Annotated in this window: 9 protein-coding genes and 4 pseudogenes; 7 read left to right on the top strand and 6 right to left on the bottom strand. The window is 71.0% G+C overall.

Features of this window, described 5'->3' with window-relative positions:
* Positions 1-94: 94 nt before the first annotated feature.
* Positions 95-1741 (bottom strand): annotated as a pseudogene (aceB, locus tag OV079_RS41355) (malate synthase A).
* A gap of 11 nt (positions 1742-1752) precedes the next feature.
* Here aceB and OV079_RS41350 point away from each other — a divergent pair.
* The 3 genes and pseudogenes from OV079_RS41350 (at position 1753) to OV079_RS41340 (ending at position 5608) form a co-directional block, all read left to right on the top strand.
* A pseudogene (locus tag OV079_RS41350) lies at positions 1753-3302 on the top strand (helix-turn-helix domain-containing protein).
* 322 nt (positions 3303-3624) lie between these two features.
* A pseudogene (locus OV079_RS59465) lies at positions 3625-3846 on the top strand (helix-turn-helix domain-containing protein); the annotation flags it as partial.
* A gap of 670 nt (positions 3847-4516) precedes the next feature.
* Positions 4517-5608: a hypothetical protein gene (locus OV079_RS41340; RefSeq protein WP_267778897.1), complete on the top strand. Its 1092-nt coding sequence runs from the start codon at positions 4517-4519 to the stop codon at positions 5606-5608.
* An 81-nt stretch (positions 5609-5689) separates the two neighbouring features.
* On the opposite strand, the gene OV079_RS41335 is transcribed toward OV079_RS41340, so the two are convergent.
* The 3 genes from OV079_RS41335 to OV079_RS41325 form a co-directional block, all read right to left on the bottom strand.
* Complete coding sequence (locus OV079_RS41335) at positions 5690-6901, bottom strand: GAF domain-containing sensor histidine kinase (RefSeq protein ID WP_267775213.1); 1212 nt, start codon at positions 6899-6901, stop codon at positions 5690-5692.
* A gap of 489 nt (positions 6902-7390) precedes the next feature.
* Positions 7391-10294: a serine/threonine-protein kinase gene (locus tag OV079_RS41330; RefSeq protein WP_267775211.1), complete on the bottom strand. Its 2904-nt coding sequence runs from the start codon at positions 10292-10294 to the stop codon at positions 7391-7393.
* Entirely contained in the window at positions 10291-13134 is a 2844-nt protein-coding gene (locus OV079_RS41325) for a serine/threonine-protein kinase (protein ID WP_267775210.1), read from the bottom strand. Before OV079_RS41325 ends, OV079_RS41330 begins: the two co-directional genes overlap by 4 nt.
* A 775-nt stretch (positions 13135-13909) precedes the next feature.
* On the opposite strand from OV079_RS41325, the gene OV079_RS41320 reads away from it, so the two are divergent.
* A complete protein-coding gene (locus OV079_RS41320; RefSeq protein ID WP_267775209.1) occupies positions 13910-14536 on the top strand; it encodes an RNA polymerase sigma factor in 627 nt (208 codons plus the stop codon).
* Positions 14537-14933: 397 nt separating this feature from the next.
* Here the strand turns inward: OV079_RS41320 and OV079_RS41315 are convergent, their stop codons facing one another.
* Together OV079_RS41315 and gshB are read right to left on the bottom strand one after the other, a co-directional pair.
* Positions 14934-15704 (bottom strand): sigma factor-like helix-turn-helix DNA-binding protein, encoded by a 771-nt coding sequence (locus OV079_RS41315; protein WP_267775207.1) that lies wholly within the window; start codon positions 15702-15704, stop codon positions 14934-14936.
* Positions 15705-15757: 53 nt separating this feature from the next.
* A complete protein-coding gene (gshB, locus tag OV079_RS41310) occupies positions 15758-16732 on the bottom strand; it encodes a glutathione synthase (RefSeq protein WP_267775206.1) in 975 nt (324 codons plus the stop codon).
* Positions 16733-16816: 84 nt separating this feature from the next.
* On the opposite strand from gshB, the gene OV079_RS41305 reads away from it, so the two are divergent.
* The 3 genes and pseudogenes from OV079_RS41305 to OV079_RS59460 form a co-directional block, all read left to right on the top strand.
* A complete protein-coding gene (locus OV079_RS41305; protein ID WP_267775205.1) occupies positions 16817-17131 on the top strand; it encodes a hypothetical protein in 315 nt (104 codons plus the stop codon).
* On the top strand, positions 17101-17325 hold the full coding sequence (locus OV079_RS41300; RefSeq protein WP_267775203.1) for a hypothetical protein: 225 nt from the start codon (positions 17101-17103) through the stop codon (positions 17323-17325). Before OV079_RS41305 ends, OV079_RS41300 begins: the two co-directional genes overlap by 31 nt.
* Positions 17322-17570 (top strand): annotated as a pseudogene (locus OV079_RS59460) (helix-turn-helix domain-containing protein); the annotation flags it as partial. The gene OV079_RS41300 and the pseudogene OV079_RS59460, both read left to right, overlap by 4 nt.
* Between the last annotated feature and the right edge of the window lie 7 nt (positions 17571-17577).

The following is a 17577-nucleotide window of genomic DNA, read 5'->3' as shown; positions in this document are numbered from 1 at the left end:
GTCCTCTCCCCGGCGATCGTGTCGCCGAAGCTTGTCGAATGGGCAAAGAGCGCCGCGCGGGCGAGGGCCCGACGCGCATGTCTCTCGGGTCAGGTCACTGGGCGGCGAGCTCGGGCTCCACCGCGGTCACGTCGTCGGCGACGAGGGCCTCGTAGGCGGGCAGCGTCGAATTCTTCGCAGCGCTCGGCGGCGACGAGGCGCTCGAACAGGGCGCGGGCGGCGGCGAAGCGGCCGGCGGCGTAGCGCTCGTGCCCGAGCTCGGCGCGGAGCTCGGCCTCGACCGCGTCGATCGCCTCGCGCACGCGCGGGAAGTCGAGGGCGGTGCCGTCTTCGAGGGTGGCCGAGTACTTGAGCCACTGCCACACCTGGGCGCGGGAGATCTCGGCGGTCGCGGCGTCCTCCATCAGATCGTAGAGCGGCACGCAGCCGACGCCGCGCAGCCAGGCCTCGATGTACTGCACGCCGACGGCGATGTTGCGGCGCAGGCCCTCGGCCGTGCGCGGGCCGTAGGGGACGGCAAGCAGGTCGGCCGCCTGCACGTGCACGTCCTCGCGGACGCGGCAGATCTGGTGGGGCCCGGGCATGTGGGCGTCGAACACCTCGCGGGCGATCGGCACCAAACCGGGGTGCGCGACCCAGGTGCCGTCGTGGCCGTCTCGCACCTCGCGCTCCTTGTCGGCGCGGACTCTGGCGATCGCCTCGGCGTTGCGCCGCTGGTCGTTTTTAATCGGGATGAACGCCGCCATGCCGCCGATCGCGTGCACGCCGCGGCGGTGGCAGGTCTGGATCAGCAGCTGCGAATAGGCGCGGAGGAAGCCGCGGTCCATCGTCACCAGCGCGCGGTCGGGCAGCAGCGTGGCGGGGTCGCCCTGGCGGCGCTTGATGAAGCTGAAGATGTAGTCCCAGCGGCCGCAGTTGAGCCCCGCCGAGCGCTCGCGCAGGGCGTGGAGGATCTCGTGCATCTGGAAGGCGGCCGGCAGGGTCTCGATCAGCACGGTGGCGCGGATCGTGCTGTTCGGCAGGCCGAGCATCTCCTCGCTGGCGCGCAGCACGTCGGCCCACACTTGCGCCTCGGCGGCGCTCTCGAGCTTGGGCAAATAGACGTAGGTGCCGAGGCCGCGGCGCAGCCGCTCGGCCGCGTTGTGGAAGGCGTAGAGGCCGAAGTCGACCAGGCAGCCGCGGGCCGGGGCGTCGTCGACCAGGACGTGCGCCTCGGGCAGGTGGAGCCCGCGCGGGCGGACGAACAGCGCGGCTGTCCGTTCGGCCAGCTCGTAGAGCTTGCCGCCCTGCTCGAGGCGGATCTCCCGCCGCACGGCGTCGATCAGGTTGCGCTGGCCGTCGACCAGGTTGTAGAGCGTCGGCGCGGTCGCGTCCTCGAAGTCGGCCATGAACACGCGCGCCCCCGAGTTGAGGGCGTTGATGATCATCTTGCGTTCGACCGGGCCGGTGATCTCGACACGGCGGTCGAGGATGTCCTCCGGGGCAGGTCCACAGGTCCACGCGGCCTCGCGCAGGTCTCGCGTGTCGCGGGCGAAGTCCAGCCGCTCGCCGCGGTCGAGGCGGCACTGGCGAGCCTGGCGTGCCACCATCTGCCGGCGAATCGCGGCCCGAACCGGCGCTGCAGCTCGGCCACGAAGGCCAGGGCTTCATGGCTCAGGACGGTGAAATCGCCGGGGACGCGGGGGCCGCGCAGGATCACGCCGGGGGTGTGGAGAGCGGCTGCATCGACGCCCGTGACAATGGACCGAGTCGATGCAGGACTCAATCAAGCGCAGCTGTAAGGGTTGCAACGGCATTTCACCATTGTCGACACCGGGATGTCATGCTGTAAATCGTGTCGATGAGCGCCCCCCGAAGCCCGCCGCCGGCGCCCACGACGCCCCGCGATTCGGCGCGAAGATCCGGAGCCTGCGCCGCTGTGCCGGGCTGTCGCAGGCCGAGCTGGCCCAGCGGCTCGACGTCTCGCCGTCGTACTTGAACCTGCTCGAGCACGACAAGCGGGCCCTGCCCGCGCCGCTGCTCATCCGCCTGGCGCGGGTGCTCGAGGTCGACCTCGCCTCGTTCGCCGGCGAGGACGACGCGCGGCTGGTGCACGACCTGCTCGAGGTGTTCGCCGACCCGCTGTTCGAGGGCGCGCCGCTGACGAACACGGAGATCCGCGAGGTCGCGTCGGCGAGCCCGGCGGCGGCGCGGGCGGTGCTGCAGCTGTACCGGGCGTACCGCGGGGCGCAGGGGGCGACCGACGCGTTGTCGTCGCGGCTCGAGGCGGGCGACGAGGCGGGCGGGGCGTCGCGCTCGTCGCTGCCGAGCGAGGAGGTCAGCGACCTGCTGCAGCAGCACATGAACTACTTCCCGGGGCTCGAGGAGCGGGCCGAGCTGCTGCGGCGCGAGGCAGGGCTCGGCGAGCTCGACCGCTTCGGGGCGCTGGTCCGTCACCTGGCGCGCGCGTGCGAGGTGCGGGTAGAGATCGCCCGCTGCGGGCAGCCGGGCGCGGCGCTGCGGCGCTTCGACCCGCAGAGCCGGGTGCTGACGCTGTCGGAGCTGCTGCCGACGCGCTCGCGGCTGTTCCAGCTGGCGGCCCAGGTGGCGCTCATCGCCCACGCGGACGTGCTCGACGGGCTGGGCCGCGACCCGTTGCTCACCAGCCCCGAGAGCCGGGCGCTGGCCCGCGTGGCGCTGGCGAACTACTTCGCGGGGGCGGTGTGGATGCCCTACGCGGAGTTCCTGCGCGCGGCGGAGGAGCTGCGCTACGACATCGACGTGCTCGGCCGCCGCTTCGGGGTGGGCTTCGAGCAGACGTGCCACCGCCTGACTTCCCTGCGCCGGCCGACGCAGGAAGGAGTGCCGTTCCACATGGTGCGCATCGACGTGGCGGGCAACATCTCCAAGCGCTTCTCGGCCAGCGGGATCCGCTTCGCCCGCTACGCGGGGGTGTGCCCGCGCTGGAACATCTTCACCGCGTTCCAGACGCCCGGGATGATCCGCGTGCAGGTGTCGCGCATGCCCGAAGGGGCGAGCTTCTTTTGTATCGCTCGCACGATTCAGAAAGACTCGGGGGATATCATGCGCAGCAGCCGGTGCAGGCGATCGGCCTGGGGTGCACGGTCGAACACGCGCCGCGCTTGGTGTACGCGGACGGGGTCGATCTGCACAATCCAGGGCTGGTGACGCCGGTCGGGGTGAGCTGCAGGCTGTGCGAGCGCACGGCTTGCGAGCAGCGGGCGCTGCCTTCGCTGAAGGTGCCGCTGCGGGTCGATCCGAACTATCGCGGGCTCTCGTTGTACGCGCCGGCGCCGGAGTGATGCTCATTGCTCGACGATTGTCTTGTCGTGCTTCGCGACTGCCGACTGCGCCTCGCGGGGGTCCGGGGAAGGACCGGCTACAGCCGTGAGAAGCTGACCTGAGAGAGGCTTCGGCCTAATACCGGCACGTCGAGCGGCGAGCAGTGCGTGCTCGACACGAAGCCCCTCCTCCGCGAGGCGCGCATCGGCGCCATCGCGAGGATCAGGCGACGCAGTGTGATCCACACCGTGTCGGCGCGTATCCGAGCATAATGTCAGCGAACAGTGTTATCCCATAACTTAAATCCCATCGGCGTAGGGTCTTGCATTCCGATGGGATTCCATGAATAGTCATGAACTTCCGGGAGATTGTATGGCCATCCATACCCTTGAAGAGCTGGGCGCCCTGGTACGGCTGTTTCGTGAGCATCGCGGTCTCACACAGGAACAACTAGCGAAACACGCAGGTGACGTACCAAGAACCGCCGTGGCGCATCTTGAGCAGGGACATCGGCTACCAGCCGCAGACCACCTGAGGAAGCTCGCCAAGCATCTGGACCTTCCGGATGGCCTTGTTCAACCGTTCCTTCGACCAGAGGCGGCGCGGCGTGTCGAGTTTGAGGCCGAGCTAGGAGAATTAGTGGGACAGACAGTGTCTATCGCTGACTTGGACGGGCAAGCGGCACTTGCCGTGGAGACAGCGATCACGGCGCTCATGGGGGCGGCTCTAACTAACCAACAGGCATTCGATACACTGCGGGAGATCCAGGTGTTCTATGGCATCGCTCCCGTGTCGCAGCAATTCTTCGAACGATACTTCAAGGCCGATTCATTTCAAGATCAGGGCCACTTCTCGCTGGCAGTGAAACGCTATCAGTCTGAGGCTATCCGCCTATTCCCTACTTTCATGCAGGCATACGCCGCGATGAACCGCGGTGACCTTCGTAACTTGGTGGCTGACCTTGGAAGCCGCACGTTGGACGAATACCGCAATCGAGCGCCATGGAACCGAGTTGAGAACATCGACGAGGGACACCTGCGTGACTTAGGGTACATCGCCGCGGCAAAGCTTGAACAGGAACGGAAGGAGCGCGAAGAACTCGTAACGTGGCTGCGGGAGATGGCTGCGTTCATTCGCGAGAAGGGGCGAGGTGATATCGAAAAGTATAAGCCGAAGCGGCGCCGAGAGATGGAGTCTTTGCTTCGGAAATTGGTCGCGATTGGACCACGGACCCATGTCGCCCCTGTTCAGCCCGGCGCCCGAGGAATTGGAGGCAGAAGCGGAGAACCTCGCACCAAAAGACGAGACAGACCGCGCTCGGATCGCTGCGACTCAGGCGGCCGGCTTGCGCAACCTGTCGCAGTACCTCGCCGCCGACCACATGGACGTATACGTTGCCACGTCGATGCGAGAGGACTCGGATTTTGTGTCCGTGAATCGATTCGTGCTGCAGCTCTTCGAGCATCCTGAAGTGAAACCGCTGAAGCTGAGATACTTCAACCCGACACAGTCTTGGGTTGAAGATCGAATCGCCAAAGGGCTCGTCGAGGCCCTGATGCTTCGACGCTCAAAGGCTACCATATACATGGCCCAGAAAGGTGACACATTCGGGAAAGACTCTGAGGCATCGGTGGCGCTGGGACAAGGCAAACCTGTAATCGTCTATGTCCCAAAACTCGTGGTTCCAGAGCTAGATTTGGATTCCTCGGCGTTAGCCATGGCACCCGAAGATGATCTCCGTCGCATGCTGCACGGCCTTGATCCAGACGAGCTCTCTCCGGCGATGGATAATGAAGCCATCCTTGGTGCGATTCTCACTCGGCGACTCACGGGAGCCTCGGACAACGTGATCGCGCGCACTGTCGCGCGTCATTGGGCCGATTTCGGACTCGACGCCGAGACCGAGCGGTTCAAGGAAACACGCGGAATCTATTTGGAGTGGTTACGCGGCGTGACCACTACTCCGGATTCACCTCCAAGCATCCCTGATGGGCTCCGAAAGGACATCGAGGGCATTCTCGTTGCCTCGGCCGTGCGCTTCGAGCGCCGCGCTTCGCTGTTTCGGGAAAAGCATCCCCTTGCTCTGCAAGTCATCCTGAGCACGGGTGTCTTGAATGGTATCCTTGTAGCCCGTTCAGTAGAATCTTGCGCTGGTTTGTTGCGGCGCCTGTTTGAGAACAGCCTCGATCTCGATCTCGTCCGGGGCGAGGAGAGCTATCGTCTCGTTGAGCGTACGACCCAATCCACGATTCGCGTAATCTCTAAACACAGACTTTTGGCGAACGCATTCGCCAGTTACTATGCTAGTCGTGGACAAACAACCTGAGATGGCGCTTCTCTGCGGGCGCTCGTCAATCACGAACATCGAGCGCGTTGATGACATGCTCTTTCGAGCATGTCACATCATCTAAGAGGTCTCGCGCGGGAGCGTCAGCGTGAACGTCGAGCCGCGGCCGGGTTCGCTCTCGGCGACGATGTCGCCGCCCATCAGTCGCGCGTAGCGGCGGCTGATGGCGAGGCCGAGGCCGGAGCCGCGGAGCTCGGCTTCGTGGTCGCCGTGGACCTGGGAGAAGTCCTGGAACAGCAGGGCCAGCTTTTCTCGCGGGATGCCGACGCCGGTGTCGCGGACGCGCACGGCGATCGTGCTATCACCGGGCGCGAGCGTGACGTCGACCGAGCCGCGCTCGGTGAAGCGGATCGCGTTGGCCACCAGGTTGTAGACGATCTGGCGCACGCGGGTCGGGTCGGCGACGATCGGCGCCGGGCCGCGGGCGACGTTCAGCGCGACGGCGCGGCCGCGCAGCAGCGGGCGCACGGTCGCCTCGACGTCGGCCAGCAGCTCACCGAGGTCGAACGGGCGCGAGCGCAGGCGCGGCTGGTCGAGCTCGAGCTGGGCATACCCGAGAATGTCTTCGACGACCTCGAGCAGGTGCGAGCCGGCGCGGTGGATCGCCCGCAGGTCGTCGGCGCTGCCGCCCTGCGCGCCGACGGGGCCCTCGAGCAGGAGCTCGCTGAGGCCGAGGATCCCGCCGAGCGGGGTGCGCAGCTCGTGGCCCATGGTGGCGAGGAACACGTCCTTGGCGCGCACGCCGGCGAGGGCCCGGTCGCGCGCGTGGGCGAGCTCGACGAGCTGTCGGCGCAGCTCGAGCTGCGCGATCACCTGACGACCGAGCACCGTGAGGCCCTGGCGCTGCACCGCGTCGAGGTGACGCGGCACGCGATCGATGACGCACAGGGTGCCGAGCGCGAAGCCCTCGGCGTTGACCAGCGGGGCCCCGGCGTAGAAGCGGATGTTCGGCTGCGACGCCACAAGCGGGTTGTCGGCGAAGCGTGGGTCGGCGCTCGCGTCCTCGACCTCGAACACGCCGCGCTGCAAGATGGCGTGCGAACAGAAGGCGATGTCGCGCGGCGTCTCGGCGGCGTCGAGGCCGACGCGCGCCTTGAACCACTGCCGCCCGGCGTCGACCAGGCTGACCAGCGCGATCGGTGTGCCGCACAGCTCCGAGGCGAAGCGCGTCAGCTCGTCGAAGTCGGCCTCGGGCGTGCTGTCGAGGACGGCGTAGCCGCGCAGCGCCGCCAGTCGCTCGGGTTCATCCTGCGGGAGCGGGGCGACCTTCATGCATCTCAGCGTAGGCGAGCTCGACGGGGCGCAGCAACACAGTTCCCCGCGGCCGAGGGTCGCGCCGTCTGCGCCTGCGCTTCGGGGCGCACCGGAGCTGGCTCTTGAGACATCTGCGGCAGCGAACTGCGGACAGCCGTCCGACATGTCCTTTGCGACAGGTCTTCATCAGCGCCACGGACACGCGTCCGAGCATATGTCCTCTTGGACATGTCCGAATGGTCATTGGATGCACCCCTCCACGAGCGCGAGTGCGGACCGAGCCGGCACGGCAGGCGCCAGCGAGGGCCGCTCGCAGCGCCTCGCCGGTCGCGCCGGTCGTTCTTGCGCTCGCGCAGCCTGCCGTCGCGCCTCGTCGGCCCCGCTCGCGGAGCGCCTCCTCGGCCGCGCGCGCCCGGGTGGCGCTCGCGCGGCCTGCCGTCGCGCCTCGTCGGCCGCGTGCGGCTCCTTGCGCTCGCATCGTCAGGGGCAGCGCCCTGTCCGCGGGCGCTAGCCGCTCTTGCGCTCTTGCAGCCACGCGTCGACGGCGGCGACCATGCGGACGTCGCTGGCTGCGGCGGCGAGGGCGCGGGCCTCTTCGGCGACGTGCTCGGCGCGCTCGCTCTGGCCCGCGCGGGCCAGCGAGCGGGCCAGGCGGAACGCGCTGGCGTAGCGGAGGGACGGCTGGACCAGCTCGCCGCGGGCGCTGGCGACTGCGTAGGCGCGCTCGGCCACGGTCACCGCCTCGGTGGTCTGGCCGGAGTTGGCGAGGATCTCGGCGAGCACCTCGAGCGCGCTGGCGATGTAAGGCTCGTCCTCGCCCCACGCGCGCTCCGCGTCGACCACGGTCGCGCGGATCTCCGCCTCCGCGCCGGCGAGATCGCCCTGGCGCAGCAGCGCCCGCGCCAGCCACACCCGCAGCTTGAACAGCTCCGGGTGCAGCGGGCGCGCGTCGATCGGCAGGCCCACCGTCGCGCTGGTCGCCCCGAACAGCGCGCGGCGGATCAGCCGGACCGCCTGCGCCAGGTCGTCGCGCTGCATCAGCGCCTCGACCGCGCCGTTCGTCAGCTGCAGCGCGAGGTGACTGTCGTCGGGCACCAGGCCGGCGATGCCCTGCTGGGCGCGCTCGAAGATCGCCGCGGCCGCGTCGGACTGGCCGTGGCGCAGCGCCAGCATCCCGGCGGAGCGCAGGCTGGCCGCGAACTCGGGGTGACTCTGGCAGCAGCCGGCTTCGGGCGGGGCCGCGTCACCGGCCGCGATCAGGGTGTCGTAGTCGACCGTCTTCGCGGTCGTCGTGCCCGCGTCACACAGGCGCTCGCGCAGGGTCACGAGGGCGCGGTCGACGTGCTGCTCGGCCTTGTCGAGCAGACCGAGGCTGGTGGCCGCGTCGGAGGCGAGGCGGAACAGCACGCTGACCTCGGGCAGGTGCGACGAGCCGGCCGCCTCGTGCATGGCGATCGCGCGCTCGAAGTGGCCGAGGGCCTCGGCGTGGCGGCCGGTGGCCAGCGCGACTTGGCCCTGGGCCTCGGCGAGGGCGGCCCGCTGGGGCGGCGCGCCGCCGCGGGCGAGCAAAGCATCGACGTGGCGAACCCACCGCTCGGCGGCCGTGAAGTCGGCCAGGTGGACGCCGGTGACCTGGACCAGCTCGATGGCCGCGGCGATCGCCACCCGCTCGCGCGCCGACTCGAGGGCCGCGAAGTAAGCTGTCTGAAGGGACAGCAGGGCGTCCTTCGGCCGGCCGCTGCTGACGAGCACGCGGCCGCGGGTCAGCTCGTAGTCGGCGCGCAGCGGCAGCTGGCCGTCGGGCAGCGCCAGCGAGTCGAGCACCGCCAGCGCCTCGCCGAACTTGCCGGCGCGGCGGTGGGCCTCGGCGCGGGCGATCGCCGCGTGCTGCTCGGCCAGGGTGCGCGCCAGCTCGGGGTCGCCGGACGGCGTCGCGTGGCGCTGCAGCTCGAGCGGGTCGGAGCACGACTGCGGCGACTCGAGCCCGGCGACCAGGTCGGACGCGTGCACCGCGAGCGCCACGTCGGGCCGGCCGAACAGGTCGAGCACCGCCTTGAAGTCGCGCAGGCGGTCGCCGAGGCAGGCCCGCCGCAGCTCGTACAGCGCGGGCGACTGCTCGTGGCGGACCTCGGCGGCCACGCAGGCGTCGGCCGCCACCTCGACCCAGCGCTCGGCGTACTCGTCGTACTGGCGGCGCGCGACCGTCCACGACTGCGCCACCGTGGGATCGACCGCGCGCAGCGAGGCGCCGATGCCGGCGAAGCGGCCCGGGTTCCACACCTCTGCGATCTCCTGCCGCGCCCGGTCCTCGCACACCTGGATGTCCACACCTGTCTGATAGGACAGACCGACCCCGACCGCGGCGAACGCCGCGGTGAGGCCGGCGGCGGCCAGCCAGGCGGTGCGCGGCGGCTCGACCACGCGGTCGATCGCGGCGATGAACGCGTCCATCGACGGGTAGCGGTGCTCGGGGCGGACCTGCAGGCCGCGCAGCACCGCGGCCCGCAGCGCCCGCGGGACCTTGGCGCTGCCGGGCTCGCGCAGGTGGCCGGCCAGCACCGCGCGCATCAGCTCGGCGAGGTTGTCGCCGGGGAACGGGCGGCTGCGGAACAGCGCCTCGTAGAGCGCGACGCACAGCGCGAACTGGTCGGAGCGCGCGTCGGCCCGGTCGCCGCGGAACTGCTCCGGGGCCATGTACGCGGGCGTGCCGATCAGCGAGCCGGTGAGCGTCAGCGAGGTGTCGAGGGCGCGCAGGCTGGCGCCGGCGGACGAGCCGGAGCCGAGCCCTTGCTCGCGGGTCCGCTCGAGGTCGGCGAACAGCTGCGGGTCGCCCTCGGCGCGGGCCAAGCCGAAGTCGAGCACGCGCACGCGGCCGTCGTCGCCGACCATCGCGTTCTGCGGCTTGAAGTCGCGGTGGACGAGCCCGGCCTCGTGGGCGGCGGCCAGGCCCGAGGCGGCCTGGCGGAACACGTCGACGATCTCGCGCCACGGCCGTTGCTGTCTCTTGAGCCATGTACTCAAGGTCACGCCGTGGACGAACTCCATGGCGACGTAGACCTGCTCGTGGTGGGTGCCGACCTCGTGGACGCTGACGATGTTGGGGTGCGACAGGCGGGCCATCGCCTGGGCCTCGCGCAGCAGGCGGGTGCGCGCCTCGACCACGTCGGCGGTGGCCTCCGAGTGGAGCAGCTTGACCGCGACCTTGCGCTCGAGCTCCTCGTCGTAGGCGGCGTAGACGACCCCGGTGCCGCCGCGGCCGAGCTCGCGCAGCACGGTGAAGCGGCCGATCTTGCCGGGCGCGACCGGCTCGTCGAACAGGCTGGCCATGATCGCCTGCTTGACGCGCTCGTTGGCGAAGTCGCCCTCGACCTGCGGGCGCAGGACCTCGGGGGAGAGGGTCGGTCCGCTCATCGCTGGCCTCCGCGCTTCATCGCCTGCTTGGTGAGGAAGTCGTCGATCTCCGTCACCCACTTCTTGCTGTCCATGCGCTGCTTGACCGCGAAGGCGCGGGCCTCCTGGGCCAGCCCGGTCGCGCGCGCGTCCTCGCCGACGCCGGCCAGCGCGAGCGCCAGGCGCCAGATCGCGTAGTAGTGCCAGTGCTCGTTGGCCGGGTTGGGGTCGCGGCGGGTCAGCGCCAGCGCCCGCTCGGCGTAGGCGACGGCCGCCTCGGGGCGGCCCTCGAGGTGGTTCAGCTCGGCCAGGTTGAGCAGCACGTGCGTCAGCCGCGGATCGCTGGGGCCCCAGCTCTTCTCGGCGCGCGCCAGCGTGGCCGTCAGCTCGGCCTCGGCCTCGGCCGGGCGCTTCAGCTTGCGCAGCAGCATGGCGAGGTTGTTGTGCATCTCGTAGCTGTCGCCGAGCAGGCGGTCGCTCGAGCGCTCGAGCACCGCGATCGCCTCGCGCAGCGGCTGCTCGGCCAGCTCGAGCTGCTGCATCGCCTCGCGCGCGAAGCCGGTGTTGGCCCACAGGGTCATGTAGACGTGGTTGCGCTGGTTCGGCAGGTCGACCGCGGCGTCGAGCGCCTCCTTGAACACCGCCAGCGCCCGCTCGTACTGGCCGTCGATGCGGAGGGCCAGGCCGAGGCTGTTGTGGATCATCGCCACGTCGGGGTGCTGCGGCCCGAGCTTGGCGCGCATGATGGCGAGCGCGCGCTCCTGCTGGGCGATGCCCTGCTTCGTCTCGCCGTTGCCGATGAGGTTGTCGCCGTAGAAGCGCAGCGCCCTGGCGAAGTCGACCGTGTCCTCCTGGCCGGCCTCGTGGTAGAGGCGCATCGCCTCGGTGAGGGCCTTGCGGCCCTCGCCGTGCTCGCGGGCGAGGTTGGCGATCGCCCCGCGGCTGGTCAGCGCGCGGGCGCGGCGGATCGGGTCGCCGCTGCGGGCCGCGTAGATCTCGGCGTGCTTGAGCCAGTCGCGGCTGGCGAACGAGTCGGACAGGCGGCGGCCGACCACGTAGGCCAGGCGCGTGGCGGCGTCGATCGCCACCTCTTGGTGGCCGGCGGCGATGGCGAGGAAGAACGCGTCCTCGAGGCTGGCGCGCGCGCCGAGGTAGTCGCCGTCGTTCTCGCGCACCGAGCCGCGGCGGAACGCCAGCTCGGCCTGCACCGGGAGGTAGTCGGTCGCGGCCGCGGCCGCCTCGGCGGCGCCCAGCACCTTCACCGCCTCGTCGAAGCGCCCGAGGAGCTCTTGCGTGTCGGCGCGCACCAGCTCGGCGCGGGCCGCCGCCACCTTGTCGGCCACCGCCGGGTCGGGCGGCGGGACCTTGGCCCGCAGGTACTTGTCGTCGCTGCACTGGGCGATGCTCGGCAGGCTGGCCGTCAGCTCGTCGACCTTGGCGACCAGCATGTCGTCGGGCCGCTCGAACATGTCGATCGCCGCCGCCAGCCGGTCGCGCCGCTCGCCCAGGCAGGTCATGCGCAGGTCGAGCTGCTCGGCCGACTCCTGCCGGCACGCCTCGCCGTAGGCCTCGGCCCACTCGGCCCCGTAGCTGCCGAACGCCGCGGCCGCGCGCGACCACGCCGCCTCGGCCTGGGCCACGCCCGAGGCCCGCGCGACGTCGGCGAGGCGCTCGCGGACGTCGTGGTTCCACACCGCCGACAGCCGCTCCTCGCCGCTGCACGCCTCGGCGAACGCACCTGTCTGATAGGCCAGGCCGACGCCGCCGCCGAGCAGGGTCGCCGCCACGCCGGCGGCGATCGCCCAGCTGCGGCGCGCCGGCGGGCGGGCGAACTTGGCCAGCTCGGCCAGCAGCGGGCGCATGCTCGGCCAGCGAGCGTCGGGGTCGCGCGCCAGGCCGCGCAGCAGCAGCGCGCGGACGGCTCGCGGCACCCCGGCCGGCGCCGGCACGTCGCGCACCTGGCCGGCCAGCACGCTCGACATCAGCTCGGCCAGGGTGTCGCCCTTGAACGGGCGCTCGCGGTAGGTCGCCTCGAACAGGGCGACGCAGAACGCGAACTGGTCGGCGCGCGCGTCGACGCGGCCGCCGAGGAACTGCTCGGGGGACATGTACGCCGGCGTGCCGAGCATGACGCCGGTGACGGTGATCGAGGCGTCGAGCGAGCGCAGGTTGGCGACCGCGGAGGCGTGCGCCTCGGCGGGTCGCATGTCCCCGAGGCCAGGTGCCGGCCCGGGCTCGAGCTCGGCGCGGGCCAGGCCGAAGTCGAGCACGCGCGCGCGGCCGTCGCTGCCGACCATCACGTTGGCCGGCTTGAAGTCGCGGTGGACCAGCCCGGCCTCGTGCGCCGCGGCCAGCCCCGACCCGGCCTGCACGAACATCGCCGCGATCTCGGCGAAGCTGCGCCGCTGCCTTTTGAGCCAGGCGTGCAGCGTCATGCCGCGGACGAACTCCATCGCCACGTAGACCTGGCGGCCGAACGTGCCGACCTCGTGGACGCCGACGATGTTGGCGTGCGACACCCGGGCCATCGCCTGCGCCTCGCGCATCAGGCGGGCGCGCGCGACGTCCTCGCGGGTCTCGGAGTGCAGCAGCTTGACCGCGACCTTGCGGTCGAGCTGCTCGTCGAAGGCGGCGTAGACCACCCCGGTGCCGCCGCGGCCGAGCTCGCGCAGCACGGTGAAGCGGCCGATCTTCGCCGGCGGCGGCGCCTCCTCGACGCGCGGCGGGCGGGCGAGCGGCCGGGTGTCGGCCGGCACGATCGGGATCAGCGTGGGCGCGTTCGGGTCGATCTGCCGCCCGTCAGGCGTGGCCCCGGCCGGCGTGTGCTGCAGCGTCGGCTCTCCCGAGGAGGAGGACGACAACGCGCGGATTCGGTCTCGGAGCCCTGGCATGACGACCGGCTTTCAGGGTGCTGTCCCGGAAGGGGCCTGCTGGATCGCGGCCCTGGGAACTTTTTTCGCTACGGCGAACCCGGAGAATGGTGACGGGGCCATCCGGGACGAGGAAGTCTGCATTCGCGAGAGGCCCGTCGGACGCCCGGCCCCCGTACGCGCACGAACGCGCCGCTCTTCCCGACCGCGGTGGCCCTGGCAGCCAAGCGGCCCGGCCTGGCGGGGAACGGGCCGGGGGTGCGGACCGGGGCGTGGCCGCGCGAGCGGGCTGGGGGCTGAGATCCCCCGGCGGGAGCAGCCAGGGTGCGAAATCGCTCATCGCCGTGAGGCTGCTCTGTCCGGGCGCGTCGAGACGAGCGCAGGGGGATCGCTCGTGCGGCTGGTATCGAGCCGCTCCGAGCTCGCTCGCCGCGGCGACCCGGCGGACCGCGAGCGCCGCCCCGCGGATGCGGCCGCGGGCCTCGTCCGAGCCGTCCTTCTCGTTGCGAGATCCGGTCGTCGGCCGTGGCTCCGATCGTCCGCCGTCGCCACGCGTGCGTCCGCGAGGACCTCGTCCGCACTCTGGTCTCGGCGTCGTCGACCGCGGCCGGGGAGGCCTCGTCGCCGGCGCCGAGCCGCGGCTCGTCCACCTGCGCGAGCGACCGGCGACGACGCGCTCGCGGCGGCTTCGGCAGGACTCTCGCCTGGGGCCGCTGACTTCGGCCCGCGGCCCGCCCTCGCGGCAGTCTGTTAGCATCGCCGCCCGGTGGTGGAGGACAGCGACGCGGCGCTCGTCGACGCCTGGCGCGGCGGCGATCGGGAGGCGGGCAAGCGCCTGTTTCAGCGCCACTACGCCGCGATCGCGCGGTTCTTCCGCAACAAGGTCGGCGAGGCGGGGCCGGACCTGATCCAGCGGACCTTCCTCGCCTGCCTCGAGGGCCGCGAGCGCTTCCGCCACGAGGCGGCCTTCCGCAGCTACCTGTTCGCCATCGCCTACAAGGTGCTGTGCAAGCACTACCGCGAGCAGCGGCGCGCCGAGGCGCGGGTCGACTTCGCGGAGGACTCGGCGCACGAGCTGTCGTCGCCGATCAGCGCGGTCGCGGCGCGGCAGGAGCAGCGGCTGCTGCTCGAGGGCCTGCGCCGGCTGCCGGTCGACTACCAGGTGGTGCTCGAGCTGCACTACTGGGAGGGCATCAGCGCGGCCGAGCTGGCCGAGGTGCTCTCGATACCGGTCGGCACCGCCAAGACCCGCCTGCGCCGCGGTCGCGAGCTGCTCGAAGAGCGCCTGCGCGAGCTGAGCACCTCGGCGGTGCTGCTGCAGAGCACCCTCGCCAACCTCGACGCCTGGGCCGCCCGCCTGCGCGTCCAGGTCCTCGGCGACGAGCCGGAGTGACCTCTTTCGCGGCGAGGGTCACGCTGGCATGTCCTTCAGGACATGTCGTTCGTCTCGATGCCGCGGGCTTGCGGCGGCTCCTGCCGTGACATGTCCTTCAGGACATCCATGAGCGCCGCGCCCGGTGCGACCGCCCATGACCTCCGGAGGCGAGCGCCGGCGGACACCGACCGGCGGCCGTGACCTGTCCTTCAGGACATCCATGAACGCCGCGCCCGGCGCGACCGCCCATGACCCTCCGGAGGCGAGCGCCGGCGGACACCGGCCGGCGGCCGTGACCTGTCCTTCAGGACATCCGAAACCCACGTCGTCTGCGGGGCGTCCCGCCCCGAGAGGGCCCCGGGACCCGCCGTCCATTCCTACTACTGGTGTCCGCCCGCCGCGCGGGCGTTTCCTACTATGTTGGCACCCCGTCGTCGCCGAGGGCCACGCCGACGAGCGCCTCGTACTGCTCGGGGGACGGCTGGACGGGCGGGAGGGTGCGGTACAGCTCGGCGATGTCGCGGTGCTCGGGCTCGTCGTTGTAGGCGGCGGCCGGCACGTCGGCGGTGTGCGGCGGGAGCCTGACGAAATCTGTCTCGAGGGCCAGGTTGAGGCGACCCTCGCAATAGCAGGGGTTGTGGCGGTCGATGTGGCCGCAGCGGGGCGCCAGGTAGTCCTCGAGGCGGCGGCGGGCGCGGGTGAGGCGGACGCGGAAGGCGCTCTCCTTGATGCCGAGCAGCTCGGCCGCGGCCCCGGGCGGGAAGCCGAACAGGTCGGTGACCACGAACGACACGCGCACGCCCGGCGGCAAGGCGCCGAGCACCGACGCCAGGCAGGTGCGCTTGAGCTCCCACAGCAGCACCGGCAGCCGGCTCAGGTCGCCCTCGATCGGCGGCTTCTCGGCGTCGATCGGCTGGGTCTCCTCGCTGCGCAGCAGGTTGTCGAGGATGACGAAGCTGTGGTCGGCCTTGCGCCCGAGCGCCTCCTCGATCCCGCGGGCCAGCTTGCCGAGCAGGTAATCGTTGGGGCGCTCGGCGGCCAGCAGCGCGTCGCGGTCGAGCGTGCGGAGCGACTCGCGGACGTGGACGAGTGCCTCGTCACGCGCGCCGCACATCACGTACGCGAATGCGTAGAGGCGCGGGATCGCGGCGCGCACCAGGGTCGCGAGCTCAGTCGGGTTGGACATCGGGGGCGAGTTCAATCTAGCATCAATCGCGCGGCTTGGGTCGCGCGGCGGTGCTAGCGCAGCCGCGGCTCGAGGGCGGCCCAGAACCTCGCCTGCATGGTCTCGTCGCCGGTGAGGCCGCCGAGGCGATTGATCTCCTGCATGCCGGTCGGGCTGGTCACATTGATCTCGGTGAGGAATTCGCCGAGCACGTCGATGCCGACGAAGAACTGGCCCCGTTCGCGCAAGAAAGGCCCCAGGGCGGCGCAGATCTCCCGGTCGCGGGCGCTGAGCTGCGTCAGCGCCAGGCTGCCGCCAGCATGGAAATTGTTGCGCAGCTCGCCCTCCGCCGGGACCCGCATCACCGCCCCGATCGGCTCGCCGTCCACCAACAAGATACGTTTGTCGCCGTGCTTGGCGGCGGGCACAAACTCTTGCGCGATCGTCCAGGTGCGGCCGTCGCGGGTCGCCAGCTCGAACAACGTGCTGAGGTTCGGGTCGCCGTCGCGGGCGATGAGCACCTCGCGTCCGCCGAATCCGAACACCGGCTTCAGAATCATCTGCCCGCCGAGTTCGGTGAGGGCGTCGCGCAGGTCGCCGATGTTGCGCAGCAAGAACGTGCGCGGGATGAACTCCGGGAAGTCGAGGATCGCCAGCTTCTCGCTCAGGTCGCGCAGCCCCTGCGGCTGATTGATCACCAGCGTGTGGCTCACCGCCCGGTCGAGGCACCAGGTCGCGGTCACGAAGTCGGGGTCGACCGGCGGGTCCTTGCGCATCACCACCACGCGGAAGCTGGCCAGCGCGCGCACCTGCGGGTCGCCGGCCGGGGCGAGCGGCGCGCCGGGCTCGTGGAGCCCCAGCGGCACGGCGCGCGCGACGGCCTCGGCGCCGCGGAGGAGCAGCCCGGGCAGCTCGACCGACCACGGCTGATATCCACGCCGCAGAGCCTCGGCGATCATGAGGTAAGAGCTGTCCTTCTTTGGGTGGATCGTCTCGAGCGGGTCGAGCACGAACAGCACGTCCCCCCGGGCATGCTTGGCGATCGGCATGGCCCCAGGATACCCGCTCTGGGGGCGGTCCCGCGCCCGCAGGAATTGGAGGTGCATGTCCTACATGCACATACTTGTGGACCCATGGCCGCCGCCGCCCGAAGACCCCGCGCTGCATCCGCGCCCAAGGCGCAATTGCCCGAACCGGGCTGGGTGAAGGTCCAGAAGGTCCAGCTCATCCGGCGAGAGATCCGCGAGATCCTGGCGCCGAGCGCCCTCGAGCTGCTGTTCAAGTACGGCGAGCTGGTGATCGAGGCCGGGCCGGAGCTCGGTCGCGGGCGCCGCGCGCCGGGCCACCGGTTCTACGCGACGGTCATGGTGACCGTCGACCTCGGCGCTGCGCGGCCCACTTCTGCGAGCCGGCCGACGTGGCGACCGCGGACAAGCTGGCGGAGCTGATGCTGGGCAGCGTGCGCGTGCGGCAGAAGCTCGTGGCGCTGGCGCGGCCGGAGCTGGCGCGGCTGGCGGGTGTGCCGGCCGCGCAGCTGCACGTGGAGATCGATCATCACGTGCGCAGCGAGGGCACCCGAGTCTTCATCGACGGCGATGCCATGGTATCGCTGGAGACCGCACGCGAGGCGAGCAAGCGATGAGCGAGACGACCGAGACCACCATCGCAACGTCGGACCCGTCGGCGCAGTCGGCCTACGCGGTGCGCGACGTGTCGCGCCTGTTCGAGCTGCCCGAGAGCCGCCTGCGCTACTGGGCCCAGACCGGCTTCATCAGCCCGTCGATCCGCGTCCGCGGGCGCACCTTCTACAGCTTCCGCGACCTCATCGCCATCAAGGTCGCCCGCGAGCTGCTCGGCGCCGGGATGCCGCTGCAACGGGTGCGCCGCAGCCTCG

It is taken from the genome of Nannocystis pusilla, from assembly GCF_026626665.1.
In the GTDB taxonomy this organism is placed as follows: domain Bacteria; phylum Myxococcota_A; class Polyangia; order Nannocystales; family Nannocystaceae; genus Nannocystis; species Nannocystis pusilla.
The sequence above is the reverse complement of the archived record's forward strand: the minus strand, read 5'-3'. Positions and strand labels throughout refer to the sequence as shown.